The organism is Streptomyces sp. NPDC048442 (genome assembly GCF_040651475.1).
GTDB lineage: Bacteria > Actinomycetota > Actinomycetes > Streptomycetales > Streptomycetaceae > Streptomyces.
In genome coordinates, this window is sequence record NZ_JBEZKB010000012.1 from 203,883 (window position 1) to 228,274 (window position 24,392).

The 24,392-nt window shown below is 71.9% G+C and carries 23 protein-coding genes and 2 pseudogenes; 16 read left to right on the forward strand and 9 right to left on the reverse strand.

The window, feature by feature from the left end; genetic code table 11:
• Positions 1–82: 82 nt before the first annotated feature.
• A complete protein-coding gene (locus AB0D18_RS20250) occupies positions 83–574 on the reverse strand; it encodes a metalloregulator ArsR/SmtB family transcription factor (protein WP_362420039.1) in 492 nt (163 codons plus the stop codon).
• 107 nt (positions 575–681) lie between these two features.
• Between AB0D18_RS20250 and arsM the strand changes: the two genes are divergently transcribed.
• The 6 genes from arsM (at position 682) to AB0D18_RS20280 (ending at position 6,701) form a co-directional block, all read left to right on the forward strand.
• On the forward strand, positions 682–1,452 hold the full coding sequence (gene arsM / locus AB0D18_RS20255) for an arsenite methyltransferase (RefSeq protein WP_362420042.1): 771 nt from the start codon (positions 682–684) through the stop codon (positions 1,450–1,452).
• Positions 1,453–1,687: 235 nt separating this feature from the next.
• Positions 1,688–3,190, forward strand: coding sequence for a CoA transferase (locus AB0D18_RS20260; protein WP_362420045.1), 1,503 nt, complete (start codon positions 1,688–1,690; stop codon positions 3,188–3,190).
• Between the two features lie 41 nt (positions 3,191–3,231).
• On the forward strand, positions 3,232–3,672 hold the full coding sequence (locus AB0D18_RS20265; RefSeq protein WP_362420048.1) for a hypothetical protein: 441 nt from the start codon (positions 3,232–3,234) through the stop codon (positions 3,670–3,672).
• A 606-nt stretch (positions 3,673–4,278) separates the two neighbouring features.
• On the forward strand, positions 4,279–4,899 hold the full coding sequence (locus AB0D18_RS20270) for a 4'-phosphopantetheinyl transferase superfamily protein (protein ID WP_362420050.1): 621 nt from the start codon (positions 4,279–4,281) through the stop codon (positions 4,897–4,899).
• Between the two features lie 24 nt (positions 4,900–4,923).
• On the forward strand, positions 4,924–5,583 hold the full coding sequence (locus tag AB0D18_RS20275) for a hypothetical protein (RefSeq protein ID WP_362420053.1): 660 nt from the start codon (positions 4,924–4,926) through the stop codon (positions 5,581–5,583).
• Positions 5,584–5,636: 53 nt separating this feature from the next.
• Positions 5,637–6,701 (forward strand): NAD-dependent epimerase/dehydratase family protein, encoded by a 1,065-nt coding sequence (locus AB0D18_RS20280; protein WP_362420056.1) that lies wholly within the window; start codon positions 5,637–5,639, stop codon positions 6,699–6,701.
• Positions 6,702–7,129: 428 nt separating this feature from the next.
• Here AB0D18_RS20280 and AB0D18_RS20285 read toward each other — a convergent pair whose 3' ends face one another.
• Positions 7,130–8,242, reverse strand: a complete 1,113-nt coding sequence (locus tag AB0D18_RS20285; protein ID WP_362420059.1) for a HAMP domain-containing sensor histidine kinase — start codon at positions 8,240–8,242, stop codon at positions 7,130–7,132.
• A 5-nt stretch (positions 8,243–8,247) separates the two neighbouring features.
• Entirely contained in the window at positions 8,248–9,141 is an 894-nt protein-coding gene (locus AB0D18_RS20290; protein ID WP_362420062.1) for a response regulator, read from the reverse strand.
• Between the two features lie 196 nt (positions 9,142–9,337).
• On the opposite strand from AB0D18_RS20290, the pseudogene AB0D18_RS20295 reads away from it, so the two are divergent.
• The 3 genes and pseudogenes from AB0D18_RS20295 to AB0D18_RS20305 all read left to right on the forward strand — a co-directional run.
• A pseudogene (locus AB0D18_RS20295) lies at positions 9,338–9,985 on the forward strand (glycosyltransferase family 2 protein); the annotation flags it as partial.
• Positions 9,986–10,350: 365 nt separating this feature from the next.
• Positions 10,351–11,043: a TIGR04282 family arsenosugar biosynthesis glycosyltransferase gene (locus AB0D18_RS20300; protein WP_362420065.1), complete on the forward strand. Its 693-nt coding sequence runs from the start codon at positions 10,351–10,353 to the stop codon at positions 11,041–11,043.
• Positions 11,040–11,681 carry a methyltransferase domain-containing protein gene (locus tag AB0D18_RS20305; RefSeq protein ID WP_362420067.1) on the forward strand — a complete coding sequence of 214 codons (642 nt, stop codon included), beginning with the start codon at positions 11,040–11,042 and terminating at the stop codon, positions 11,679–11,681. Before AB0D18_RS20300 ends, AB0D18_RS20305 begins: the two co-directional genes overlap by 4 nt.
• A 77-nt stretch (positions 11,682–11,758) precedes the next feature.
• On the opposite strand, the gene AB0D18_RS20310 is transcribed toward AB0D18_RS20305, so the two are convergent.
• Together AB0D18_RS20310 and AB0D18_RS20315 are read right to left on the reverse strand one after the other, a co-directional pair.
• Complete coding sequence (locus AB0D18_RS20310; RefSeq protein WP_362420070.1) at positions 11,759–12,223, reverse strand: hypothetical protein; 465 nt, start codon at positions 12,221–12,223, stop codon at positions 11,759–11,761.
• A complete protein-coding gene (locus AB0D18_RS20315) occupies positions 12,223–13,287 on the reverse strand; it encodes a molybdopterin-dependent oxidoreductase (RefSeq protein ID WP_362420135.1) in 1,065 nt (354 codons plus the stop codon). The genes AB0D18_RS20310 and AB0D18_RS20315 overlap by 1 nt, the downstream gene beginning before the upstream one ends.
• Positions 13,288–13,851: 564 nt before the next feature.
• Between AB0D18_RS20315 and AB0D18_RS20320 the strand changes: the two genes are divergently transcribed.
• A complete protein-coding gene (locus AB0D18_RS20320) occupies positions 13,852–15,312 on the forward strand; it encodes a glycosyltransferase 87 family protein (RefSeq protein WP_362420073.1) in 1,461 nt (486 codons plus the stop codon).
• An 85-nt stretch (positions 15,313–15,397) separates the two neighbouring features.
• Positions 15,398–15,802, forward strand: a complete 405-nt coding sequence (locus AB0D18_RS20325; RefSeq protein WP_362420139.1) for a VOC family protein — start codon at positions 15,398–15,400, stop codon at positions 15,800–15,802.
• A 12-nt stretch (positions 15,803–15,814) separates the two neighbouring features.
• Here the strand turns inward: AB0D18_RS20325 and AB0D18_RS20330 are convergent, their stop codons facing one another.
• The 4 genes and pseudogenes from AB0D18_RS20330 to AB0D18_RS20345 all read right to left on the reverse strand — a co-directional run bounded on the left by AB0D18_RS20330 (position 15,815) and on the right by AB0D18_RS20345 (position 18,428).
• On the reverse strand, positions 15,815–16,501 hold the full coding sequence (locus tag AB0D18_RS20330; protein ID WP_362420075.1) for a GNAT family N-acetyltransferase: 687 nt from the start codon (positions 16,499–16,501) through the stop codon (positions 15,815–15,817).
• 113 nt (positions 16,502–16,614) lie between these two features.
• On the reverse strand, positions 16,615–16,959 hold the full coding sequence (locus tag AB0D18_RS20335) for a hypothetical protein (protein ID WP_362420078.1): 345 nt from the start codon (positions 16,957–16,959) through the stop codon (positions 16,615–16,617).
• A pseudogene (locus tag AB0D18_RS20340) lies at positions 16,956–17,276 on the reverse strand (class I SAM-dependent methyltransferase); the annotation flags it as partial. The pseudogene AB0D18_RS20340 and the gene AB0D18_RS20335, both read right to left, overlap by 4 nt.
• Before the next feature lie 147 nt (positions 17,277–17,423).
• Positions 17,424–18,428 (reverse strand): GNAT family N-acetyltransferase, encoded by a 1,005-nt coding sequence (locus AB0D18_RS20345; protein WP_362420081.1) that lies wholly within the window; start codon positions 18,426–18,428, stop codon positions 17,424–17,426.
• Positions 18,429–18,534: 106 nt separating this feature from the next.
• On the opposite strand from AB0D18_RS20345, the gene AB0D18_RS20350 reads away from it, so the two are divergent.
• From AB0D18_RS20350 to AB0D18_RS20370, 5 genes are all read left to right on the forward strand, one after another.
• A complete protein-coding gene (locus tag AB0D18_RS20350) occupies positions 18,535–19,164 on the forward strand; it encodes a class I SAM-dependent methyltransferase (RefSeq protein ID WP_362420084.1) in 630 nt (209 codons plus the stop codon).
• Positions 19,165–19,576: 412 nt separating this feature from the next.
• Positions 19,577–19,666, forward strand: coding sequence for a K(+)-transporting ATPase subunit F (kdpF, locus tag AB0D18_RS20355; protein WP_037647273.1), 90 nt, complete (start codon positions 19,577–19,579; stop codon positions 19,664–19,666).
• 7 nt (positions 19,667–19,673) lie between these two features.
• Positions 19,674–21,338 carry a potassium-transporting ATPase subunit KdpA gene (gene kdpA / locus AB0D18_RS20360; RefSeq protein ID WP_362420088.1) on the forward strand — a complete coding sequence of 555 codons (1,665 nt, stop codon included), beginning with the start codon at positions 19,674–19,676 and terminating at the stop codon, positions 21,336–21,338.
• Positions 21,335–23,470, forward strand: coding sequence for a potassium-transporting ATPase subunit KdpB (gene kdpB / locus AB0D18_RS20365; RefSeq protein WP_362420092.1), 2,136 nt, complete (start codon positions 21,335–21,337; stop codon positions 23,468–23,470). Before kdpA ends, kdpB begins: the two co-directional genes overlap by 4 nt.
• 23 nt (positions 23,471–23,493) lie before the next feature.
• Entirely contained in the window at positions 23,494–24,237 is a 744-nt protein-coding gene (locus AB0D18_RS20370) for a potassium-transporting ATPase subunit C (RefSeq protein ID WP_362420095.1), read from the forward strand.
• Positions 24,238–24,392 lie beyond the last annotated feature (155 nt).

Genomic DNA, 24,392 nt, shown 5'->3' on the forward strand with positions numbered 1-24,392 from the left:
ACCGGCGCGGTCGGGGTCGAGGTCGGCGTTGGGGGTGGGGTCGGGGTCGAAGCCGGGGTCGGGGTCGAAGGCGGGGTCTTGTTCACGACGTGGCCCCGATCGGCTCGGTGGAAGCAGTTGTGGTTGCGGCGGCAGGCGCAGTCGCTGTTCCCGGGCGGGTGAGGACCGCCGCGAGCCCGTCCGTCGTCTCGGGCAGCAGTCGGTAGTACACCCACGTCCCACGGCGCTCGGAGGCGATCAGCCCGGCCTGCTTCAACAGCTTGAGATGGTGGGAGATCGTCGGCTGGGACAGGTCGAAGGCCGGGGTGAGGTCGCAGACGCAGATCTCCCCGCCCTCGCGCGAGGCGATCATTGACAGGAGCCGCAGCCGCACAGGATCGCCCAGGGCCTTGAACACCTTCGCCAGCTCGACGGCCCGGTCCTCGGCCATGGGGGCGGTCAGCAGGGCCGGACAGCATCCCCCGGCACCCCCGGCACCCCCGGCACCCCCAGCACCTACGACACCCCCGGCACCCCCGGCACCTACGACACTCGCACTCTCCTGGCCGAGCACCGGCAATTCTTGATTCGACATGCTTCTATGTTGACGTTTTTCGATCCAGCGCGCAAGCTTGCATCGAGAAACATCAATGCAGGCCGTTCCAGGGCCTGCCGCAGCGCTGTCATCGAGGAGTCAAAGCCATGACCGAGCAGCCCACCACGCACCCCACCGACCTGCGTGAAACCGTCCGCCGCCGCTATGCCGCCGCCGCACTCCAGGTCACCGAAGGCGGCACCGGCTGCTGCGGCCCGGCCGCGATCGAGGTCGACGAGAACTTCGGCGGAACCCTCTACACCGCCGCCGAGCGCGACGAACTGCCCGCCGAGGCCGTCGCCGCCTCCCTCGGCTGCGGCAACCCCACCGCGGTCGCCGCCCTCAACGAAGGCGAGAAGGTCCTGGACCTCGGTTCCGGCGGCGGCATCGACGTCCTCCTCTCCGCCCGCCGGGTCGGCCCCACCGGCAAGGCGTACGGCCTCGACATGACCGAGGAGATGCTCGCCCTCGCCCTCGCCAACCAGAAGAAGGACGGCGCCACCAACGTCGAGTTCCTCAAGGGCACCATCGAGGCCGTCCCGCTGCCCGCGAACACCATCGACGTCGTCATCTCCAACTGCGTCGTGAACCTCTCCACCGACAAGCCCGCCGTCTTCGCCGAGACCTACCGCGTCCTCACCCCCGGCGGCCGGATCGGCATCTCCGACGTCGTCGCCGACGACGTCCTGACCCCCGAACAGCGGGCGGAGCGCGGCGACTACGTCGGCTGCATCGCCGGCGCCCTCTCCTTCGCCGAATACCGCAAGGGCCTCGAAACCGCCGGGTTCACCGGCATCGAGATCACCCCCACCCACCCCGTCGCCGACGGCATGCACTCCGCGATCATCCGCGCCACCAAGCCCGCCGGACGGCCGTAACTCCCGCAATTGGTCCCATTGGTCCAACTGGTCGAACCGGCCCAACTGCCGTAACCGGCCCGGAAATCGGCTCGACGGCCCTGTGGAGTCCTGCCAAGTGAACAGGACCGCCGAGTTCGAGCCGGTCGGGACGCATCCGGAGTACCGGCGCCTGGGGCAGGGCACGTGCTGAAGGCGCGTGATAACTGGATCACATGCGGGCTCCGGCAGGGCCCGTATGTTGCATCCTGACAGGATGACGATCACCGACCGCGACCGTGACCGCGACCGAGACCCCGGTTCCACCTCCGACGGTGCGACCGCCCACGCCTGGTCGGTGCTCGGCGGGCCGCCCGGCCTCGTCGAGAAGGTTTCGTACGTGCGTGACGCGGGCGACGTGCTGCCCGCCCGGTTGCCGGTACGGGAGTTGGCGCGGGCATCGGTCGGCGTCTGCTCGCTGGCCGCCGCGGAACTGGCGGCGGCGCGCAACGGCGGGGAGGTGCCCGCGGTACGGGTGTCCGAAGGGGCCGTCGCCACCGCGTTCCACAGCGAGCGGGTGCTGCGGATGGACGGGCGTGCCCCGGTCAACTTCGCGCCGCTGTCAGGTTTCTGGCGCACCGCCGACGGGTGGGTGCGCACGCATGCCAACTACCCGCACCACCGGGCCCGGCTGCTCGCCGCACTGGGCATTGCGGATGACGGGTCCCGTGACGACCGGGAGCTGGCCGGGGTGTTGGCGGGGGAGTTGGCGAAGCGTTCCGCGGGGCAGGTGCAGGAGACGGTGTACGGGGCGGGAGGGCTCGCGGTGGCGTTGGCGCCGGCTCCGGCCGCGCCCGGCGGCGTACCTTCGGACGTACCTCCGGCCGCGCCCGGCGACGTACCTTCGGACGTACCTCTGGTGGAGACGCGGCGTGCTGATTCCGGCAGCGCCGGGCGGTTGGCGGAGGCGCTGCTTCCGGCCGAGGGGGTACGGGTCCTGGACCTGACCCGGGTCCTCGCCGGGCCGGTGGCCGCGCGGACTCTCGGGCTGCTCGGCGCGGACGTACTGCGTGTCGACTCGCCGCACCTGCCGGAGGACGCCGACACGTACGCCGACACCGGCATGGGCAAGCGCTCGACCCTGCTCGACCTTGCCGACGAGACCGACCGGCGCACCTTCGAGATGCTCCTGGCCTCGGCCGACGTGGTCCTGTCCGGGTACCGGCCCGGTGCCCTGGACCCCCTCGGGCTGGCCCCCGACAAGCTGCTGGAACGGCACCCGGGTGTGATCGTCGCCCAGCTCTGCGCCTGGGGATGGACCGGCCCGTGGGCCGGGCGGCGCGGCTTCGACAGCCTCGTACAGGTGGGCACCGGCATCGCGGCGATCGAGTCCGAGGGGCCCGAGGGGTCCGAGGGCCCGGCGGAGGGCGACCGGCCCGGGGCCCTGCCCGCGCAGGCCCTGGACCACGGCACCGGGTACCTCATCGCGGCGGGCGTACTGCGTGCACTGACGGAGCGTGAGAAGTCCGGACACGGAAGTCACTTGAGGTACTCGCTCGTCGGTACGGCGTCCTGGCTGATGCACGGAGAGCTGCGGGCGGCGGCGGAGGAGCCCGTCGTGGGCGACGGTCAGTACGATCCCCGGCGGTGGATGGGCATCACCGAATCGCCGTACGGCAGGCTCGAACACGCACTGCCTCCGGTGAGTTACGAGGGGTCGCCGGACAACTGGACGCGCACGGTGGGCAGTTGGGGTACGGACCGACCGGAGTGGCTGTGAGCGGGAGCCGACGGAGATTCCCGCCCCACTCGCTCCCGGGCGTGCGGGCGACGTACGCCCGCCAGGCAGGCTGTCCGGGGGACTTCGCGGCGGTGACGGTGGACTTCGAGCCCTGGGAGGAAGGCTTCGCCTTCGAGGTCGGCACCCAGGCCCGCGTACCGGACCTGCCGGAGGTGCCCGGGTACCTCGCGGCGCTGGAGGCGGGGCTGCGGGAGGAGCTCGAAGTGCCGGAAGCGGATACGGATGCGAATACGGATACGGCTGTCTCCGTGGCCGTCGCGGTGGTCCTCAGGGACCTGCGCATCCACGAGGTGGACTCACGCGACGGCTCGTTCCACGAGGCGGGACGGATCGCCGTCCGGAACGCGTTCATCAGGCTGTACGGCCCGCCGCCTCGCCCCAGGCGGGGCAGGCCCAGGCGGGGCAGGCCGACAGGGAGGCCGGCGCCCCCGCCCGGACGATCTCCGCGGGCTGAAGCGTGAAATGCTGCACTGGGCACGACGCGCTGCGCACCGCGGAATGCCGGTACGACGCTTCTCCTGACGCCCTGAGTCCTTGCCCTTGAATCCTTGCCCCTGAGCCTGAGTCCCGAGCTCCGGGTCTGAGTCCCGAGTCCCGAGCTCCGGGTCTGAGTCCGGAGTCCTGGGTCCGGGCCCGAGTCCTGGGTCCGGGCCTGAGCCTGGGTCCGGGCCTGAGCCCGGGTCCGAGCCCCGGGTCCGAGCCTGAGTCCCGATCCTGAGTCCCGTTCCTGAGTCCCGTTCCTGAGTCCCGTTCCTGAGTCCCGAGCCCGAGCCTGAGTCCCGAGCCGAGCCCGAGCCCTGGGTCCGAGCCCGAGTCCTGGGTCCGGGCCCCGAGCCCCATTCCAAACCTCAAACCCCAAACCCCGAATCCTCGGCCCCAAGCCCCCCGTCCCGATCACCTTGCGAGAGGCCCTCATGTCCGACTCTTCCCCAAGCGCTTCGGGCAAGGGGTACCCCCTGCAGGACGCTCCGGTGCCGGGTGTGGCCCGGGTTCCGCGCACGTTGCTGCCCGGCGCTCTTACGGATGGTGTGCTTCCGCGACCCCAAGGGGCCCCGGAGATCTGGCAGTTGACGGCTCCCGAGTACTACGTGGAGGCCGGCGCCGCCGCATGCGACATGTTCGACGCCGCCGAACGCCAGCGTCGTGCGGCCTTCCGCAGGGACGTTGACCGGGAGCGCTACACCGCCGCCCACATCGGCCTCCGTCGGCTCCTCGGTGCGTACCTCGGCCAGGACCCGGCCGCCGTCGTTCTCGGCCGCGAGCTCTGTCCGCTCTGCCCCGAGCCCCACGGGCGCCCCTGCGTCCCCGGGTCGGACCTCCACTTCTCGCTCTCGCACAGCGGTGACCTGGTCCTCTTCGCCTTCGGCCCGACTCCGGTCGGGATCGACGTCGAACTCCTCCCCGACATCGCCCAGACGGACGACGTCGCCACCACCCTGCATCCCCGCGAGCGTGCCGAGCTGGCCGCGCTCGGGGCGGACAGCGCTGCCCGGCAGGCCGCGTTCGGCCGCTGCTGGTGCCGGAAGGAGGCGTACTTCAAGGGGACCGGGACGGGGCTCGCCGTACCGATCGACGGCACGTACGTCGGCACCGGCCTCCGGCCGGGCGACGTCCCCGGCTGGCGGCTGACGGACGTCACCGTGTCGCAGGGGTACGCCGCCGCGGTGGCGTACGCGCACGGCGAGTAGCCCGTACACCCGCCCGTGGAACCCGTGACCGACGCGTTCACCCTCCTCAGGCGGGCCGCCGACCTCCTGCCGGACGAGGCCGTGTCCGCGGGCGGTGTCACGGTCGGAGACGTGCACGAGGAGATCGGCTGCCGGGAGTGGGAGCTGGCGCTGTACCTCCTCATTGAACTGGGGGACAGCCCCGCGGTACCCGGGCCCGGGCCCGGGCCCGGACCCGGACCTGTGCCCGTACCCGTCGCCTTCTGGGAGATTCTCGCCGAGGCCGCGCGTCAGATGATGCTCGACCGCAGCAGCCGTTGGTGCCGGTGGCGGGCGCGCGAGACCGAGCACGGCATCTTCCGCGCGACGCTGACGCTGCTGACGCCCGAAGAGGGCGGAACCCGCCGGAGCGCCTTCGCCGGGGACGGCCGGCTCGTCCCCGTGTGGGACATCGGCCTCCGTACCGCCGGCGGCGAGCGGTCCACGAGTATCGCCAGGCTGTGGGTGGAATCGGCGGAGTCCCTCGGCCCCGGGGAAACCGGCGAGGTACGGCTGGCGCCCCTCACTCCCGCGCACTGGACGCACCTCGCGCGCGGTGACGTGATCACCATGCACGAGGGCCGGCCCGTCGTCGGCACGGCCACGGTGACCGAGGTCTGGCTCCCCGTACCGCCACCGCGCACCGCACTTCTTACGGTGCGGTGACGTGGGCGCGTGCCCGGTGGGTGGAAGGGGCCATGGGCTCTAGCGTCGGTGCCATGCGTGTACTTGTGACTGGCGGGGCGGGCTTCATCGGCTCGCACATCGTCGAACGACTGATCTCCGACGGGCACGAGCCGGTGGTGCTGGACGCACTCCTTCCGGCCGCCCACCCCAACGCGCCTGTGCCGCCCGTGCGGGCGGGGGCCGAGTGGGTGCACGCGGACGTGCGGGACGCGGAAGCCGTGCGGCGGGCGCTGCGCGGAGTGGACGCGGTGTGCCACCAGGCGGCGATGGTGGGACTCGGCAAGGACTTCGCAGACGCGCCCGCCTACGTGGGCTGCAACGACCTGGGGACGGCGGTGCTGTTCGCCGAGATGGCCGGGGCCGGAGTGGGCCGGCTGGTGCTGGCCGGGTCGATGGTCGTGTACGGGGAGGGGCGCTACGACTGCCCCCGGCACGGCACGGTACGCCCCGGGCCGCGCGCGGCGGACCGGCTGGAGGCCGGGCGGTTCGAGCCGCAATGCCCGGACTGTGGCGCGGAGTTGGTTCCGGGGCTTGTGGCGGAGGACGCGCCGGCCGATCCGCGCAACGTGTACGCCACCACCAAACTGGCCCAGGAACACCTGGCGGCGGCCTGGGCGCGTACGACCGGAGGCCGGGCCGTTTCCCTGCGCTACCACAACGTGTACGGCCCCGGAATGCCCCGGAACACCCCCTACGCGGGCGTGGCCTCGCTCTTCCGCTCCGCACTGGCCCGGGGCGAGGCACCCCGGGTCTTCGAGGACGGCGGCCAGCGGCGGGACTTCGTCCACGTGCGGGACGTGGCCGCGGCCAACGCCCTGGCCCTGGAGTCGCTCGACGAGCGTGCGCCGGCCGCGCTCACGGCGTACAACGTGGGCAGCGGCGACCCGCACACGGTCGGCGAGATGGCCACGGCTTTGGCGGCGGCGTACGGGGGTCAACGCCAACGTCCCGTTGTCACGGGGGAGTTCAGGCTCGGCGACGTACGCCACATCACGGCGGACTCGGCACGGCTACGGGCGGAACTGGGCTGGCGGCCGCAGACGGACTTCGCGACGGGAATGGCGGGCTTCGCGGTGAGTGGACTGCGGGGGGAGTGAGTGAGGGGGTGTGGGCGGGGGCTCGGTCGTGAGCGGGGGGTGTGGGGCGGGGCCCGGTCGTGAACGGGGGCGTGGGGCGGGAGCCGGTCGTGAACGGGGGGCCAGGACCGGGCCTGCGCTCGGCCTGCGTCGGCCGTGGGGAGGGGTTGCGCGTGCCATTGGCTTGGCGCGCGCCCGCCGCCGGGCGGGGCTGCGCGTGTCCTGGGCTCGGTGCGCGTCTGCTATCGGGGGGAGCTGAGTCCGCCATCGGCTTGGGCCGTGTCCGCCCTCGGCCGGGGCTGCGCCTGCCCTGCCCTGTGCTCCCGTTTCCGTCCCGGCCCAACCTCGGTTCGCGCGTGCCCTCGGCGTGGTCTGTGCCTGGCCCTCCCGCTTCCGCCCCCGGGCCTGGGCCCACCTTCACCCCCGCCCCGCCCCCGTCCGTTCTTCTGTTACGTGCTCGCCGCCGGGAGAGTGACTTCGAAGCGGCAGCCGCCGGTCACGTTGCGGACTTCTGCCCGGCCCGAGTGGGCCTCGACGATGCCCCGCACGATGGCCAGGCCGAGTCCCGCCCCGGCCGGAGGGGTCCGTGCCGCCGTGCCGCGCCAGCCCATGTCGAAGACCCGGGGCAGGTCCTCCTGCGGGATGCCGCCGCAGCCGTCGGTGACGGAGAGGACCACGGTGTCGGCGAGGCGTTCGGCGGCCACGGCCACGGTGCCGTCGGCCGGGGTGTGACGGATCGCGTTGACCAGGAGGTTGGCGAGCACCCTGGTCATCTCCTTGCCGTCCACCTCGACGGGGACGGCGTCGACCCGGTCCCCGACCAGATGCACCCGGTGCTCCCTGGCGAGCGGGTCCGCACCTTCGAGTACGTCCCCGACCAGGTCGTACACCGAGATCCGGGCCCGCACCAGGGCGAGCGCCCCGGCGTGGATGCGGGAGAGTTCGAAGAGGTCGCCGACCATCGTGTTCAGCCGGTCCACCTCGGTGCGGATCTGACGGTGGTAGCGGGCCGTGTCCTGTACGACCCCGTCCTCCAGCGCTTCCGACATGGCGCGCAGCCCGGCCAGCGGAGTGCGCAGATCGTGCGAGATCCAGGCGACCAGCTCACGTCTGGACGCCTCCAGGGCGCGTTCGCGCTGACGGGACGCGGCCAGGCGCTCACTGGTGGCGGCCAGTTCAGCGCTGAGCGCGGCCAGTTCGGCGGGGGACGGGCCCGGGGGTGCGACGAAGCTGCCACCGTTGCCGAACGCCCGTGCAGCAAGGGCTAGTTGGCGGGTGTGTACGACGAGTCGGCGGCCGAGCAGGAGTGCGGTGGGGAGGGACACCACCGCCGTCATTGCGACGACCAGGGTGACCACGGAGAGGTCGTGGGCGGACAGGAACATCGCCTGGGCGACGGCGAGGGTCCCGGCGAGCATCGCGGTGACTGCCACTGCGGTGACGACGGTGAGGGAGACGGCGATCGAGCGGCGCCGCAGCAGATGCAGGACGAAGGAGCCGAGCAGCCCGGCCGCGGCCGCGCCGAGGAAGGCGTAGAGGGCGATGAGCAGGATGTCGTGCACGGGTGTCAGTCCTCCTTGCTCTGTGGGTCGGGGCCGGGGCCGTGCGGGCCGGAGCCCTGCGGATCCTGGGCCTGCGGATCCTGGGCCTGCGGGTCCTGGGCCTGCGGGTCCTGGGCCTGCGGATCGGGGCCCTGCGGATCCTGGGCCTGCGGATCAGGGCCCCGCGGATTCGGGTTTTGCAGGTCCGGGCCCTGTGCGCCGGGCAGCGGGTCGAAGCGGTATCCCGCGCCCCAGACCGTCTGGATGAGCCGTGGCCGGGCCGGATCGTCCTCCACCTTGCTCCGCAGCCGCCGCACATGGACGGTGACTGTGGAGAGGTCACCGAACTCCCACCCCCACACCTCCTGCATCAACCGCTCCCGGCCCCACACCTGCCCCGGATGCCGGAGGAAGTGGGCGAGCAGATCGAACTCCCTGAGGGTGAGGGCGAGTTCGCGGCCGTCCTTGGTGGCGCGGCGCGCCACCGGGTCCACCTCCAGACCCGAGATCCGCAACGGCGGTCCCGGTGTCGGCGCGTGGGCGGCCCTGCGCAGCACCGACTCGACCCGCAGTACCAGCTCCCGCGGGCTGAACGGCTTGGTGACGTAGTCGTCCGCGCCGACCTCCAGACCGAGGATCCGTTCCTCCTCACCGCTGCGCGCGGTCAGCATGATCACCGGAACGGGCCCGCGGGCCCGCAGCCTCCGGCAGACCTGGAGACCGTCCATGCCGGGCAGCATCAGGTCGAGGACGACCAGGTCCGGCCAGTGCCGCTCGGCCGCCCCGAGGGCCCCCGGGCCGTCGTCGGCCCGGTCCACCGTGAAACCTGCACGTTCCAGGTAGCCGGTGACCACCTCGGCCACCGTCGGGTCGTCGTCCACGACCAGGATCCTCCGCGCGTGCTGCATGTGCTCCTGCATGTCCTCAGCCTCGCACTCCGGTCTGCCGCGGCGGCGCCCGAGCAGCCGGGCAGGGGGCTGACGTCCGCGTTTCGTAAGGTCTCGGAGCCCCGATCGCCCGCCCAGGGTTCATACGGTGGGTGCCGTGACCGACTTGAACCCCCCAGCGGCGGAGCGGCCGGCCCCCACGGAGCCCGTGGCGGCCCCCGCCGACTCCGTGGACGTCGTACTGCCCTGCCTGGACGAAGCGGAAGCCCTGCCCTGGGTGCTGGAACGCATTCCGCCGCTCTGGCGCGCGATCGTCGTCGACAACGGCTCCACCGACGGCTCGGCGGAACTCGCCCGCTCGCTCGGCGCCACGGTGGTGACCGAAACCCGGCGGGGCTTCGGCGCCGCCTGTCACGCCGGACTGCTCGCGTCGACCGCCGACATCGTCTGCTTCTGCGACTGCGACGCCTCGCTGGACCCGGGGCTGCTGGCCCCCTTTGCCGCCCAAGTGGCCTCGGGAGAAGCTGACTTGGTACTCGGCCGGCGACGCCCGCAGGGCCGCGGAGCCTGGCCGCCGCACGCTCGCGCGGGAAACCTCGCCCTCGCCCGGATGCTGCGCCGCAGGACCGGACTGCGTGTGCACGACCTGGGACCGATGCGTGCCGCACGGCGCGAGGAACTGCTGGCCCTGGGCCTCACCGACCGGCGCAGCGGATACCCGCTCCAGATGGTGGTGCGGGCGGCGGACGCGGGCTGGCGGGTACGGGAGCGAGACGTGCCGTACCTGCCGAGGGCCGGGAAATCGAAGGTCACGGGCACGTGGCGGGGCACGTGGCACGCGGTACGGGACATGCGCAAGGCCCTCGCAGAAGCGCCGGCGACGGTGCGGGAGGCGCAGGCGGAGGCGGCTGCGGTACGGGAGGTCGAAGCCCCGCCGGTGCGGGAGGCGGAGGCGGTTGCCGTACGGGAGGCGGAGGCGCCGGCGGTGCGGCAGGCCGAAGCCCCGGCGGTACGGCAGGCCGAGGCGGCTGCGGCACGCGAAGTCGACGCTGCGGTCGGGTGTGAGGCCGATGCAGCGGCTGTGCGCGAGGCCGGTTCCGAGCCCGTACGCGAGGCCGGTGCAGCGGCTCTGCACAAGGCCAAGTCCGAGCCCGTACACGAGGCCAAGTCAGATCCCGTACGGGAGGCCGATTCTGAGCCCGTACGCCAGGCCGATGCCGCGCCCCGGCAGGAGGGGACACGATGAACGGTCCGCTCACCCTCCTCGTCATCGCCAAAGAGCCTCTGCCGGGCCGCGTGAAGACCCGGCTCACCCCACCCTTCACCGCCTCCGACGCGGCCCGGCTGGCCGAGGCCTCCCTCGCCGACACGCTCCAGGCGGTACGTGACACCCCGGCCGGCCGCCGCGTGCTGGTCCTCGACGGAAACCCGGGGCCCTGGCTGCCGTCCGGCTTCGAGGTGAGAGCGCAGTGCGCGGGCGGCCTCGACGCCCGGCTGGCCGACGCCTTCGCCGGGTGTACCGGACCCGCGCTGCTGATCGGCATGGACACTCCTCAGGTGACGCCCCAACTTCTGTCCCAGGGGAGCGAGTTCACCCGTACGGATGCGTGGTTCGGGCCTGCGGACGACGGTGGCTTCTGGGCGCTCGGACTCGCCGAGCCCGACCCGGAGCTGCTGCGCGGAGTTCCCATGTCCGTGCCGCACACCGGTGAGGTCCAGCGGCGCCGGCTGAGTGAGGCGGGGCTCGGTGTGCGCGACCTGCCCGTGCTCCGGGACGTGGACACCGCGGCCGACGCACGCGCGGTGGCCGCCATGATTCCCGGCAGCCGCTTCGGCCGCCTGTACGCGGAGCTCGCCGCAGGCGTGACGGACGCCGGCGCTGCGAGGGAGGCCAGCGCCGCCACGGACGCCAGCACCCCGGCGGACACCCCGTGAGCGTGCCGGCATGGCGGGCCGAACCGTACCGGGACGCCCTGATCTCCGGTCAGGGGCCGCTCTTCCTGCGGCGCGACGACGGCTGGCTGCTGCCGCTGGAGGTGGAGCGCTGGTGCGCACCGCCCGACAGCGCCGACACCACCGTGCTGGCACGCTGCCGGGGAACGGTGCTCGACGTCGGCTGCGGCCCGGGGCGCCTGGTGGTGGCCCTCGCCGCGCTGGGCCGGGTCGCTCTCGGTCTTGACGTAAGCCGGGAGGCGGTCGCACGCACCGAACGGAACGGCGGGGCCGCACTGTGCCGTTCCGTCTTCGACCCGCTGCCGGGCGGCGGGCGCTGGGAGACCGTCCTGCTGATGGACGGCAACATCGGCATCGGCGGCGACCCCGCCGCCCTGCTGGCCCGGATCGCCGAACTCACCGGCCCAGGCGGCACGTTGATCGTCGAAGTGGCCGACCAGGACCTCGACGAACGTGTCGAGGTACGGGTCGGCGACGGCAGAGGGGCGCTGGGGGAGTCGTTCCCCTGGGCCAGGATCGGCGACCGGGCCCTGCTCCGGTACGCCGGGGCGACGGGCTGGACGCCCGGAGACCGCTGGCGGACGACGGACCGCCGATTCCGCCAACTGCACTGCGGTTGACGGTCGGTCCGCGGACGGCGACCGCTGGGGAGGCCTGGACGGGCGAGAGTTCAGCCACCCCCACGAGCGGCGACCGCTCAGCCATCCCGCCGATGCCTCAGGAGCGCTCGTACGCCGACGAGTACGCCCGTCGCAACCGCCACCGCTGCGAGGGCGATCAGCCATCCCCGTACGTAATTCAACGGCAGCACCGAGGAGTTGGCCGGGGCTCCGGGGCGCAACAGCACCGGCAAAGCGACCAGGGTCAGGCACCCCGCCACGATCAGGGCGCCGCGCACCGCCCCGTACGCGCGCAGCCGCGGTCCTCCCAGTGGCCCTCGCAGCGGCTCTCCCCGCGGCCCTCCCAGGAGCAGCCCCAGCAGCAGTCCCACGCCCAGCACCACCGGCGCGATCAGTCCGTCGTGCGCCACGATCGCCCCGGCCAGCCACAGCGCGACGCCCACGACGTCACCCGTGCCGACGGCCAGCACCGCTCCGATCCCCATCAGGGCCACCCCCACGGCCCCGGCCGCCATACGCCCGTACCCGGTGCCGGCGCGCATCACCGCACCTCCAGCCGGGCGACCCACTTGGTCTGCAGTACGCCCGGCCGGTTCGGCGCGATGATGCGTGCCGGGTAGCCGTGATCGGCGGACAGGACCTGGCCGTTGAGTGCCAGCGCGAGGAGGGTCAGCGGGTCGTGGGCGTACTCGCTGCCCATCTCCATGACCCGGTAGGTGCCCCGCACTTCCAGTGACTCCACCCGCAGGCGGGCGCCGGGCGGCGCGCCGGCCCGCTCCAGCAGGTCCTTGATGCGTACGCCTGTCCAGCGTGCGTTCTTGCTCCAGCCCTCGACGCAGGCGATCGGCAGCTCGACCTCGGTCTGTGGCAGGGCGCGCAGCTCGTCCAGGCTCAGCCGGAAGGGCCGGGGGCCGGCGACCTCCAGCCGCCAGTCGGCCACGGCGCGCACCGCGGGCAGGACTCCCGCCGCGGCGGCCGTCCGGTTCACCGGCAGGTCCTGCGGGCCGTGGTCGGGGTGGCGCGGTGCGAGCAGGTCGAGACTCTTGAGCGGGGTGAAGGACTGGCCGACCGTGGTCACGGTGACCGCTCCGACCGCCGCCGCGAGCCCCAGCAGGAGCGACCGCCGGTCGGGCCCGGCACCCTCGGCGGACAGGGCGGCGGTCGCCTCTGCGCCGCGCCGCCAATGCGCCCTGATATCAGGCCACTTGACCGCCAGGTGCAGCACCAGTGCACCCACCAGCAGCCAGGCCACGGCGAAGTGCACGGGTACGAAGGAGAACGGCCACGGATACCACTGCACCGTGTTCAGCAGCCCGCTGAACAGCTGGAACGTCGCCGCCCCGACCAGCACCGCCACCGAGGCCCGCTCCAGCGCGTGCCGCACGGAGCGCACCGGCGGCCACACGAACAGCCGGGGATAGACCGCCCACAGCTTCACCAGCAGCAGCGGAATCGCAGCGATGCCGCTCGCCACATGCAGCCCCTGGCTGAACCGGTACCCCCAGACGGGCCGGCTCGGAGCGATGTCCACCGCCCAACCGGGCGGGTGCTGGAGGTAGTGGCTGACCAGACCGGTCGCGAAACAGACGGCGACCGCGACGCCCATCAGCCGCCCCACGGAAACGGCCGTACGTGCGTCGTGCAGCCGCCCCGAAAAACGGGGCGGAAACCGGCGGGCGAGGGCGGAGGGGAGCCGGACGGAGAGAAGCCGGACGGAGGGTCGCAAGTGGGAGAGCCGGGCGGAACGGGACCGGTCGGAGGGCCGCCATGCGAAGGTCCGCCAGGTGGAGGCCCGCTGGGCGGAGGGGCGTTGGGTAGGGGCGCGCCCGGCGGAGGTCCGCCGGGCGAAGGCCCGCCAGGCGGAGGCCATCCGGGTGGCGGCCCACCATGTGGCGGCCCACCGGGCGGTGGTGCGCCACACGGAGGTGCGTCCGGTCGAGGTCCGCCGGACGAATGGGCGCCGGGCGAATGGCCGCCACGTAAAGGCCCGCCGGGGGGAAGCCGGTCCGTCTGCGGTTCGGTGACCCGGGCGTGCGGGAAGCGACGGTGCGTTCATGTTCCCCATGACACCGCCATCCCGCCCCGCACAGGCTCTGCGACTCCTTACGAATCGCGGACGTCGGGGGCGGCGGCACGCCCCGGCGCCGTCCCCGCTGCCAGGCTGAACCGTGTGATCAGCCCCCGTACCCCGAACAGTTCCACCACCGGACCACCCTCCGCCCGCCCCGGCCGCCCGAGCGGCACGCGCTCCCGTACCGTGCTCGCGACCGTCCTGCTGGCGGCCCTCACCACCACCCTGGCCCTCACCGTCGGCCACGACGGCTATCACGCCGACCCCGCGAGCCTGTCCTGGTGGTACGCGGCCTCCTGGCTGCTCTTCGGCGCCGCCGCGTGGGCACTGCGAAAGGTCCCGGTCCGTCAGGCCGTCGTCCTCGTCCTCGTGGGCTCGGCCGCGGTGGCCGCCACCGGGCTGGTCGCGCAGCCCCGCACCAGCACCGACGCGTACCGCTACGCCTGGGACGGCCGGGTGCAGGCGGCGGGCATCTCCCCGTACGACCACACCCCGGCCGACCCGGCGCTCGCCCACCTCCGCGACGACTGGCTCTTCCCCACCGGCAGCGGCTGCGCGGGCCCCGACCGCGCGCGCATCCCCGCGCCGGACGGCCAGACCCACTGCACGCGCCTCAACCGCCCCGCCGTGCACACGATTTACCCTCCGGTCGCCGAGGCGTACTTCTACGGCATCGAGCAGCTCTCCCCGCCCGGCTCCCGCCTCAAGGTCTTCCAGATCGCGGGCGCCGCACTCTCCGTCGCAGTCACCGCCGCCGCCCTGCGCATCCTGACCCGTACCCGTACCCGTACCCGTACCTCCTCCGGCTGGGGAGATCCACGTACCGCCGTCTACTGGGCCTGGTGCCCGGCCGTCCCCGTCGAGGCGGTGAACAACGCCCATGTCGACGTCCTGGGAGCGCTGTTCACCGTCCTGGGCCTCGGACTGGTGGCATCTCGTCACCGACTCGGCGGAGCCGCACTGCTCGGCGCGGCCGTCGCCACGAAGCTGATGCCCGCCATCGTCCTGCCGGGCGCGCTGTCGGGAGTACGCCGGGTACGGGACGCGGCGGCGGTGCTGGTGCCGGTGGCCGCCGTCACCCTCCTCGCCTACCTCCCCTACGCCCTGGCCTCCCACGCCTCGGTACTCGGTTACCTGAGCGGCTACGTCGAGGAGGAGGGGTACGGCGACGCGGCGTCCCGGAACCGCTATGCCCTGCTGCGTCTGCTGCTGCCCGACACGTGGGCGGTGCCCGCCCTGGTGCTGGGCATGCTGCTGGTGACCGCCCACGTGCTGTGGCGCGGCGACCCCGACCGGCCGTGGAACGGTGCCCTGTACGTGACCGGCACCGCCTTCCTCCTGCTCACCCCGGGCTACTCCTGGTACGCGCTGCTGCTCGTCGCGCTGGTGGCCCTGAGCGGACGCTGGGAGTGGCTGACGGTCGCCGCGGCAGGAGCGGCCGCCTACGTCGCAGGCCGGGCATTCGCCTCCCCGGGAACGGTGAGCACGACCGCCTACGCGTGCGCGGCCGCGGCGGTGCTTGTGGGCTGGGCGGGGCGCCGCAGGAAGGGCGGGGTGTGAGCGTGTGCCGTCCAACCCGGACCTGGTCGAGCGCCTGCACACCTCCGCGCCCGTCATGCTGCTCAGCATCGGGCAGGATCGTCCCATGCTGAGCATCGGATCCGTAGTGATGGGCGTCGCGGACGTACCGCGCGCAGCCGCCTTCTGGACGGCCGCGCTGGGGTACGTACCGCGTGAGGAAATGCAGGACGACTGGGTGGTCCTCGTACCGGAGAAGACCGGCCCGGCCACCGGACCGCAGCTGGCACTGGCCCGCAGCGAGACACCGGTACAGGAACATCCGCGCATCCACCTCGACCTCTATGCGGGTGACGCGGCCGCACAGACGGCCGAGGTCGAGCGCCTGATTGCACTGGGTGCGGAGCGCGTCGCGTGGGACGCGTACCCGGACGACGCGGACTTCGTCGTACTGGCCGATACGGAGGGAAATCGGTTCTGCGTCATCGACACCGGGGAAGAACGTCCAGACCGTGGCCAGCCCGTGGCCTGACCGGCTCGGGGATCAGGCCGTGGGGGTGGCCGGGGCCTGGGCCGGAGCCAGGGACGGGTCCGTGGCCAGGCGGGCGTGGAGGTGTTCGTCGTGGTACTGGCCGTCGCCGAAGCGGTACGAGGCGCGGAGGGTGCCCTCGGCGGGGAAACCGCAGCGCTGGGCGACCCGGCAGGAGGCCTCGTTCTCGACGGCGTGGGCGAGTTCGAGGCGCCGGACGCCGGCGGTGCGGAAGGCCCAGTCGGTGGCGGCGAGAGTCGCCCTGGTGGCCAGGCCCCGGCCGCGGGAGGCGGGGAGCAGCCAGTAACCGATCATCCCCAGGCCGTCCGAGCGGTCGGTCCAGCGGACCGTGAGGGCGCCGAGGAAGGTGGGGGCGGTGTCGTCGGCGTCTGAGCCCACGCTGTCCGTGTCGCCGTCGAGGAGGGCGAAGGCGGCGATGGTGCCTGCGGACCAGGCATTGGCGCGGATTTCGATCCACTTGGTGGCGGCTTCGAGGTCGGCCGTGGGGGCCGGGTTCCAGAGGGCTATCTGCGGGTCCGCCGCAGCGGCGAACAGCCCGTCGAGCAGGGTCGGGCAGTCGAGGTCCTTGAGGCTCCACGGGTGCAGGCGGGCGTCGCCGAGACCGAGTGTGGCGGGGACGAAGGTGCGGGGGTCGGCAGCGGTCGACGGCGCGGCGGACGCGGCAGGCGTGGAAGTGCTCATGGGGCCCCTTCATAGCGGGAGTTCGGAACTCGGCGCCAGTGCTTTTCCGGCGAAGGCCCTGTTCATGGCGGGCAGCTGCGGGCAGCTGCGGGCAGCTGCGGGCTGTTGCGGGCTCAGCCGCCCACCGGGGCGAAGGCGGGCGGCGGGGACTCAGGCGTGGCGGTGGTGGCGGCGGCCGTGGCCACCACGATGAACTCTCCGTCCCCCGCGCCCACCCCTTCCCGCCGCCAGCCGCCGTACATCTGCTCGACGGTGAAGCCCGCCGCATGCAGGGAGTCGCGGATTTCGGTTTCGGTGCGGAAGCGGAGTGTGGCGCTGCTCAGCAGTTCTTCCCGGGGGAGTGGGGCCGGGGGTGGGGCCGACGCCGACTGCTGGTCCTGTCGCTGCTCTTCCGGGGCCGGGAAGACGTAGTGGTGGGTGAAGGTCACCGTGCAGCCGCCATTGCGAAACTCGGTCACTTCAGTCCCTTCGGTCCAGACAGGTCGGCGAGGGTCCGGGCCCACTCGTCGTCCTCGACGAAGAACTGGGCGACATGGGCCGTCATGACCGCCACGTCGTAGGCGGCGCCGGGGCCCGGCAGGCCCGAGGTCGTGCCCTCCACCCAACTCGCCTTCTCCGCACCCGACTTGGCGCGCGCTGCGGCGAGTGATGCATGGGCCGGGTCGACACCCGTGACCGTGTGCCCGGCCGCCGCGAGGGCGACGGTGAGTCTGCCTGTACCGCAGCCGAGGTCGAGCACGCGTGCGCGGCCCGCGGCTTCGGCCGGGGCCGCCTCGTCGACGAGAGCGAGGAAGAGGTCGTCGTCGCGGCCCCAGGTGCTTTCGGCGTCGTAGACCTGGACGAGGAGGGGGTGGCGGAATTCCGCCTGCGATGCCGCCGCGTCCCGCGTCCCGCGTCTCCGGCGCCTCCCGCGTCTCCTGCGTCAGAGGAACCGCCCGCTCGGCAGGTACGGGGCCGGCGCCTCCATGCCGCGCAGGGCCAGATAGCCATCCTGGCCGAGGTCCAGGCGGGCGGCGAGCCCGACGTCCACGGCCCAGTGGTTGGAGGCGCTGATGGTGGAGGTGACGAAGATGCGGTCCTGGGGGGCGGAGCCCGACGGAGCCTGCGCCAGCGTTTCCCAGAGCAACTTCTGTGCGGTGTCCGGGTGTTGGGCGGCCAGCAGGTGGGCCCGGCCGCTGTCGTCCGTATAGACGTATCCGCGTCGGCCGTCCTCCCCACAGGAGACGATCAACCGCAGCGTCTTCTGCATGTGGAGGTGGTCGGGGCCGCGCCCTGCTCCGCGTACTTCCTGGTCGACGCGGTCCATCCACCCGATGTCGTCGGCCCCGCCCTCCCGCAGCCCGGTGACGGCGGGAAGCGTCGAACGGTCGACGGTGCCGGACAGGTTCATCAGGGGCTGCAGGGAAAATCCCGCCCGCCAGTAGCGGCGGGTCGCCCCGGGGTGCACCGTCGAGATGAACATGCCCTGCCGGTCGCCGGCATGGGCCCGGACGGCGTCCATCAGCCGCTTCCCGATGCCCCTGCCCTGCAGGCCGGGCAGTACGCCGTACGTCAGGAGGATCCACAGGCCGCCGTGGTTCTGCGAGAGCGCGAAGCCGACAACCCGGTCCTCGCTCGGGCCGTCCGCGCCACCCGCACCCTCGCCCGCACCATCCGCACCCTCGCCCGCGCCGCCGTCGCCCACCTCACCGTCGTTCCCCGGACCGTCCACCGCCACCCAGCAGCCCTCCGGGTCCGTGGCGAGGAAGTGGCTCATCCGGTCGATCCACCCCGCGGACTCCGCCGCCGAACGGGGCCTCGGCTCCGGCTCGTTAACCCTCCTGCTGCTCCGGTCACCCTCCAGGAACGTCACCGCCGACGCACGCTCCGCAGACGGGAGGTCGCTCTCCCGCATGCGCCTTACTCGTACAGAATCCATCGGCTCCATGGACCGAACGTAACCGTGAACGGCCTTGCCTGGCACGCGAGTTTCTTGCAGCGCGGCACGGGGCCGGAGAGGCCGCGACCGCGCGCGGATGCTAGCGTCCTTTCCCGTGAGGGAGCACCAGGATGAGACCAGGGTGGCCTACGACGGGGTCGTCGAGCTGTATGCGTCGTTGTTCGCCGACGGGCTGGAGACGCAGCCGTTCGCGCGGAACATGATCGGCACCTTCGCCGAGCTGGTGCGCGGTACGGGGAACACGCGGGCGGCCGACGTCGGGTGCGGACCCGGACATCTGACGGCCATGCTGCACGACCTCGGGCTGGACGCCTTCGGCCTCGACCTTTCCCCCGCCATGGTCGACCACGCCCGGCGGGCCCATCCGGCGCTGCGGTTCGACGAGGCGCGCATGGAGGCCCTGCCGGTCGAGGACGGCACGCTCGGCGGAGTGCTGGCCCACTACTCGATGATCCACACCCCGCCCGGGGAACTGCCCGCGCTGCTTGCCGAGCAGGTACGTGTCCTGGCGCCAGGGGGTCTGCTCCTGGTCTCGTTCTTCGCGACCGACGCATCGGAGCCGGTCCGCTTCGACCACAAGGTGACGCCCGCCTACAGCTGGCCGGTGGACCGGTTCGCCGAGCTGCTGGCCGGGGCCGGGCTGGTCCCCTTCGCCCGGCTGCTCCACGACCCGGCTTCCGAGCGCGGCTTCCTCGACGCCCACTTGCTGGCGCGCCTCCCCTAGAGCCTCGGCCCGGGACGCCTGGCCCCGCGTGCCCTCGGCCCGGCACGCCTGGCCCCGCGTGCCCTCGGCCCGGCACGCCTGGCCCCGCGTGCCCTCGGCCCGGCGTGCCCGGCCCGGCGTGCCCGGCCCCGGATGTCCGGCGCCGGATCTCGGCCAGGTGTCGTCCCCGTACGAGACGCGTCAAGAGCGGCACTGCGCGCGTCAGGGGGGCGTTAACGCAGGTCAAAGGGTGGCTGAGAGGGGTTTCTCTTCTCTTGGGACGTACGGCTCGGGTCGTACGGCCCGGGTCGTGAGACCCGCCTCCACCCACCCACTGCATTCAGGAGCTCGCGATGGCCGATCTGGCCTTCGTCGTCACCACACTCGCGGTTTTCGCGCTGGTGGCACTCGTCGCCAGGGGGGTGACGAAGCTGTGACTGCCGAGAACATCGTCGGCCTGATCGTGGCCGTCTCCCTGCTGGGATATCTGATCCTCGCCCTTGTGTACCCGGAGAGGTTCTGAGCCCGACATGTCTTCCGTCCTCGCCGGAGTGCTCCAGCTCCTCGCACTCGTCGCCGCCCTCGCGCTGGCGTACCGCCCACTCGGCGACTACATGGCCGGTGTCTACTCCTCGCCCAAGCATCTGCGGGTCGAGAAGTGGATCTACAAGGCGATAGGTGCCAATCCCAGTACGGAGATGCGGTGGCCCGCGTACCTGCGCGGCGTCCTCGGCTTCTCCCTGGTGAGCGTCCTCTTCCTGTATCTGATGCAGCGGGTGCAGGGTTCCCTGCCCGGGTCGCTCGGCTTCTCGTCCATCGACCCGGACCAGGCGTTCAACACCGCCGCGTCCTTCGTCGCGAACACCAACTGGCAGTCGTACTCGGGCGAACAGGCCATGGGCCACGTCGTTCAGACCGGCGGCCTGGCCGTCCAGAACTTCGTCTCGGCCGCGGTCGGGATGGCCGTTGCCGCCGCTCTGGTACGGGGCTTCGCGCGCTCCCGCACCGGTGAGCTCGGCAACTTCTGGGCCGACCTGGTGCGCGGCACCGTCCGCATCCTGCTCCCGATCTCCGTCGTCGGCGCCCTGGTGCTGGTGGCCTGTGGGGCGATCCAGAACTTCTCCGGGATCCACGAGGTGGGCCAGTTCGCCGGGGGTTCCCAGCAGTGGAACGGCGGTGCGGTCGCCTCGCAGGAGGTCATCAAGGAGCTGGGCACCAACGGCGGCGGTTACTTCAACGCCAACTCCGCCCACCCCTTCGAGAACCCCAACGCCCTCTCGAACCTCTTCGAGGTCTTCCTCATCCTGGTCATCCCGTTCGCGCTGACCCGGACCTTCGGCAAGATGGTCGGCTCGGTCAAGCAGGGGTACGCGATCCTCGCCACCATGGCGACGATCTGGCTCGGTTTCACCGCGCTGATGATGTGGACCGAATCCGCCCACCACGGCCCGGCGTTCGACCTCGCCGGCGGTGCGATGGAGGGCAAGGAGAACCGGTTCGGGATCGCCGGGTCGGCGATCTTCTCCGTCGCGACGACGCTGACCTCGACCGGGGCCGTCAACTCCTTCCACTCCTCCAACACCGGACTCGGCGGCGGCATCAACCTCCTGGGCATGCAGCTCGGCGAGATCGCGCCCGGCGGTGTCGGTTCCGGGCTGTACGGAATGCTCGTGATGGCGATCATCGCGGTGTTCATCGCCGGTCTGATGGTCGGCCGTACGCCCGAGTACCTGGGCAAGAAGATCGGCACCCGACAGATCAAGTTCGCCGCCTGCTACATCCTGGTCACCCCGGCGCTGGTGCTCGGCTTCACCGCCGTCGCCATGGCACTGCCGACGCCGGGCGACTCGATGCTGAACTCGGGTGCGCACGGTTTCTCCGAGATCCTGTACGCCTACACCTCGGGCGCCAACAACAACGGCAGCGCGTTCGGCGGGCTGAGCGCCGACACCGGGTGGTTCAACTCGACCATCGGCATCGCGATGCTCCTCGGCCGCTTCCTGCCGATGGTGTTCGTGCTCGCCCTGGCCGGTTCGCTCGCCGAACAGACCCCCGTACCGGAGACGGCGGGCACGCTGCGTACGCAGAAGCCGCTGTTCACCGGCCTGCTGGTCGGCACGATCATGATCATCACCGGTCTCACCTACTTCCCCGCGCTCGCGCTGGGACCGCTTGCCGAAGGGCTCGCATCATGAGCACACCCACCGCGACCACCAGCCCTTCCGGCACCCGGGCGCCGCACCCGGACCTCCCCACCGGACACAAGCCCGACAGCGGCGGCAGCAGCGACCAGGGCCGGGTCGGCGGGGGCCTCTTCGACCCCAAGCTGCTCCTCAAGTCCTTCCCCGACGCGATCCGCAAGCTCGACCCCCGGGTGATGATCAAGTCCCCGGTGATGTTCGTGGTCGAGATCGGCTCCGTGCTGACGACCGTCTTCGCGATACTCGATCCCGGCGACTGGTTCGGCTGGGCGATCACCGCCTGGCTGTGGCTCACGACGATCTTCGCCAACCTGGCGGAGGCCGTCGCCGAGGGCCGCGGCAAGGCGCAGGCCGAGACCCTGCGCAAGGCCAAGACGGACACCGTCGCCCGCCGGATCGTCGGCAGCGACGAGGAGCGCGTGCCGGGTACTGACCTGCGTATCGGCGACCTCGTCGTCTGCGAGGCCGGGGACATCATCCCCGGCGACGGTGACGTCGTGGAAGGCGTCGCATCGGTCGACGAGTCCGCCATCACCGGCGAATCCGCCCCCGTCATCCGCGAGTCGGGCGGCGACCGGTGTGCCGTCACCGGCGGTACGAAGGTCCTCTCCGACCGCATCGTCATCAAGATCACGACGAAGCCCGGCGAGACGTTCATCGACCGGATGATCAACCTGGTCGAGGGCGCGGCCCGGCAGAAGACGCCCAACGAGATCGCGCTCAACATCCTCCTCGCCTCCCTCACCATCGTCTTCCTGCTGGCCGTCGTCACCCTCCAGCCGTTCGCCACGTACGCCGGCGCCGAGCAGTCGATGATCGTGCTCGTCGCGCTCCTCGTCTGCCTGATCCCGACGACGATCGGCGCGCTGCTCTCCGCGATCGGCATCGCGGGCATGGACCGCCTCGTCCAGCGCAACGTACTGGCCATGTCGGGCAGGGCGGTCGAGGCCGCGGGCGACGTTTCCACCCTCCTCCTCGACAAGACCGGCACCATCACGCTGGGCAACCGGCAGGCCGCCGAATTCCTTCCGGTACGAGGCGTGAGTGAGGCCGAACTGGCCGACGCCGCCCAGCTGTCGTCGCTCGCCGACGAGACCCCGGAAGGCCGCTCCGTCGTCGTACTTGCCAAGGAGAAGTACGGTCTGCGCGAGCGCCACCAGGGGGAGCTGGAGAGCGCCGAGTGGGTGGTCTTCACCGCTCAGACCCGGATGTCGGGTGTGGACGTGGACGGACGCAAGGTGCGCAAGGGTGCGACCGGATCGGTCGTGGCCTGGGTGAAGGAGCAGGGCGGCAGTGTCGCGCAGGACGCACAGGAGCTCACCGACCGGATTTCCCAGGCTGGTGGCACGCCGTTGCTGGTGGCTCTGGAAGACGCTGACGGCGCACGCGTCCTGGGGGTCGTCCATCTCAAGGACGTCGTCAAGGAAGGCATGCGGGAGCGGTTCGACGAGCTCCGCCGGATGGGCATCAGAACGGTCATGATCACGGGCGACAACCCGCTGACCGCCAAGGCCATCGCCGAGGAGGCCGGGGTCGACGACTTCCTGGCCGAGGCGACGCCCGAGGACAAGATGGCGCTGATCAAGCGCGAGCAGGCGGGCGGCAAGCTCGTCGCGATGACCGGCGACGGTACGAACGACGCGCCCGCCCTCGCCCAGGCGGACGTCGGCGTGGCGATGAACACCGGCACCTCGGCCGCCAAGGAGGCCGGGAACATGGTGGACCTCGACTCCAACCCCACCAAGCTCATCGAGATCGTCGAGATCGGCAAGCAACTCCTCATCACCCGGGGTGCGTTGACGACCTTCTCGATCGCCAACGACGTCGCGAAGTACTTCGCGATCATCCCGGCGATGTTCGCGGTGGTCTACCCGGGCCTCGACAAGCTCAACATCATGGGCCTGTCATCGCCGCAGTCCGCGATCCTCTCCGCCGTCATCTTCAACGCGCTGATCATCATCGCGCTCGTACCGCTCGCCCTGAAGGGCGTCCGGTACCGGCCGATGAGCGCCGACAAGATGCTCCGCCGCAACCTCGGGATCTACGGACTCGGCGGGCTCGTCGCCCCGTTCATCGGCATCAAGCTCATCGACCTGCTCCTCTCCCTCATTCCCGGCCTGCGTTAACCAGAAAGCGTGCTGACCACGTCATGAACAACTCCGTAGGAAACACCGGCCGGTTGCTGTGGGCGGGACTGCGCGCCCTGATCGTCCTGACGGTCGTGTGCGGCGTGATCTACCCGCTCGCGATCACCGGCATCGCCCAGGTCGCCTTCTCCGAGAAGGCCAACGGCTCGGAGATCAAGGACCCGGCGACGGGCAGGGTCGTCGGCTCCGAGCTGATCGGCCAGTCGTACAACCTCCCGCCGAAGAATGCGGACGACCCCGAGGAGACGCCGCGGGCGGACCTCAAGTGGTTCCAGCCGCGCCCCTCCAACGGCCTGGGCTCCAACAGCGTCAACACCCAGTACTCGCTGATCCTCTCCGGCGCCACCAACCTCTCCGGCGACAGCGGCGCGGTCGACGGCAAGTGCCCGGCGAAGCTGTCCGACTACAAGACCGAGGACGAGCAGTCCACCCTCTGCTACAAGGTGCTCTCCGCCCGGCAGGCCGTCATCGAGGACAACTCGACGGCCACCCACCAGGTCAAGCCCTCCGACGTGCCGGCCGAGGCCGTCACCTCCTCCGGCTCGGGACTCGACCCGCACATCTCGCCCGCGTACGCGGAGCTTCAGACCCACCGTGTGGCCGAGCGCAACCACCTCGACGTCGCCGCCGTCGACAAGCTCGTCGCACAGCACACCGACGGCCGCACGCTCGGCTTCATGGGGGAGCCCAGGGTGAACGTCCTCAAGCTCAACATCGCCCTCAAGTCCCTTGTGGAAAAGGGCTGATGGCTTACTGACCGTACGGCTCACCAGCGCGACGCACCGCAGTCGGCGAGCCCCGAAAGCCGGGGCCCTCGAAGCCGTACTCGAAGAAGTACGTGTCCCCGGCCCGCAGCCGCGCGTCGAAGAGCAGCTCCGCGACGATCAGCCCGGTCTCCCGG

What these genes read in the sequence shown, in the direction of transcription:
- AB0D18_RS20310 (WP_362420070.1), bottom strand. Translation starts at nt 12,223, where the DNA reads ATGCGCGCCGGCACCGGGTACGGGCGTATGGCGGCCGGGGCCGTGGGG.
- AB0D18_RS20325 (WP_362420139.1), top strand. Translation starts at nt 15,398, where the DNA reads ATGCTGAGCATCGGATCCGTAGTGATGGGCGTCGCGGACGTACCGCGC.
- AB0D18_RS20345 (WP_362420081.1), bottom strand. Translation starts at nt 18,428, where the DNA reads ATGGAGCCGATGGATTCTGTACGAGTAAGGCGCATGCGGGAGAGCGAC.
- AB0D18_RS20315 (WP_362420135.1), bottom strand. Translation starts at nt 13,287, where the DNA reads ATGGGCGTCGCGGTCGCCGTCTGTTTCGCGACCGGTCTGGTCAGCCAC.
- AB0D18_RS20280 (WP_362420056.1), top strand. Translation starts at nt 5,637, where the DNA reads ATGCGTGTACTTGTGACTGGCGGGGCGGGCTTCATCGGCTCGCACATC.
- AB0D18_RS20290 (WP_362420062.1), bottom strand. Translation starts at nt 9,141, where the DNA reads ATGCAGGAGCACATGCAGCACGCGCGGAGGATCCTGGTCGTGGACGAC.
- arsM (WP_362420042.1), top strand. Translation starts at nt 682, where the DNA reads ATGACCGAGCAGCCCACCACGCACCCCACCGACCTGCGTGAAACCGTC.
- AB0D18_RS20370 (WP_362420095.1), top strand. Translation starts at nt 23,494, where the DNA reads ATGAACAACTCCGTAGGAAACACCGGCCGGTTGCTGTGGGCGGGACTG.
- AB0D18_RS20300 (WP_362420065.1), top strand. Translation starts at nt 10,351, where the DNA reads ATGAACGGTCCGCTCACCCTCCTCGTCATCGCCAAAGAGCCTCTGCCG.
- kdpB (WP_362420092.1), top strand. Translation starts at nt 21,335, where the DNA reads ATGAGCACACCCACCGCGACCACCAGCCCTTCCGGCACCCGGGCGCCG.
- AB0D18_RS20250 (WP_362420039.1), bottom strand. Translation starts at nt 574, where the DNA reads ATGTCGAATCAAGAATTGCCGGTGCTCGGCCAGGAGAGTGCGAGTGTC.
- AB0D18_RS20330 (WP_362420075.1), bottom strand. Translation starts at nt 16,501, where the DNA reads ATGAGCACTTCCACGCCTGCCGCGTCCGCCGCGCCGTCGACCGCTGCC.
- kdpA (WP_362420088.1), top strand. Translation starts at nt 19,674, where the DNA reads ATGTCTTCCGTCCTCGCCGGAGTGCTCCAGCTCCTCGCACTCGTCGCC.
- AB0D18_RS20260 (WP_362420045.1), top strand. Translation starts at nt 1,688, where the DNA reads ATGACGATCACCGACCGCGACCGTGACCGCGACCGAGACCCCGGTTCC.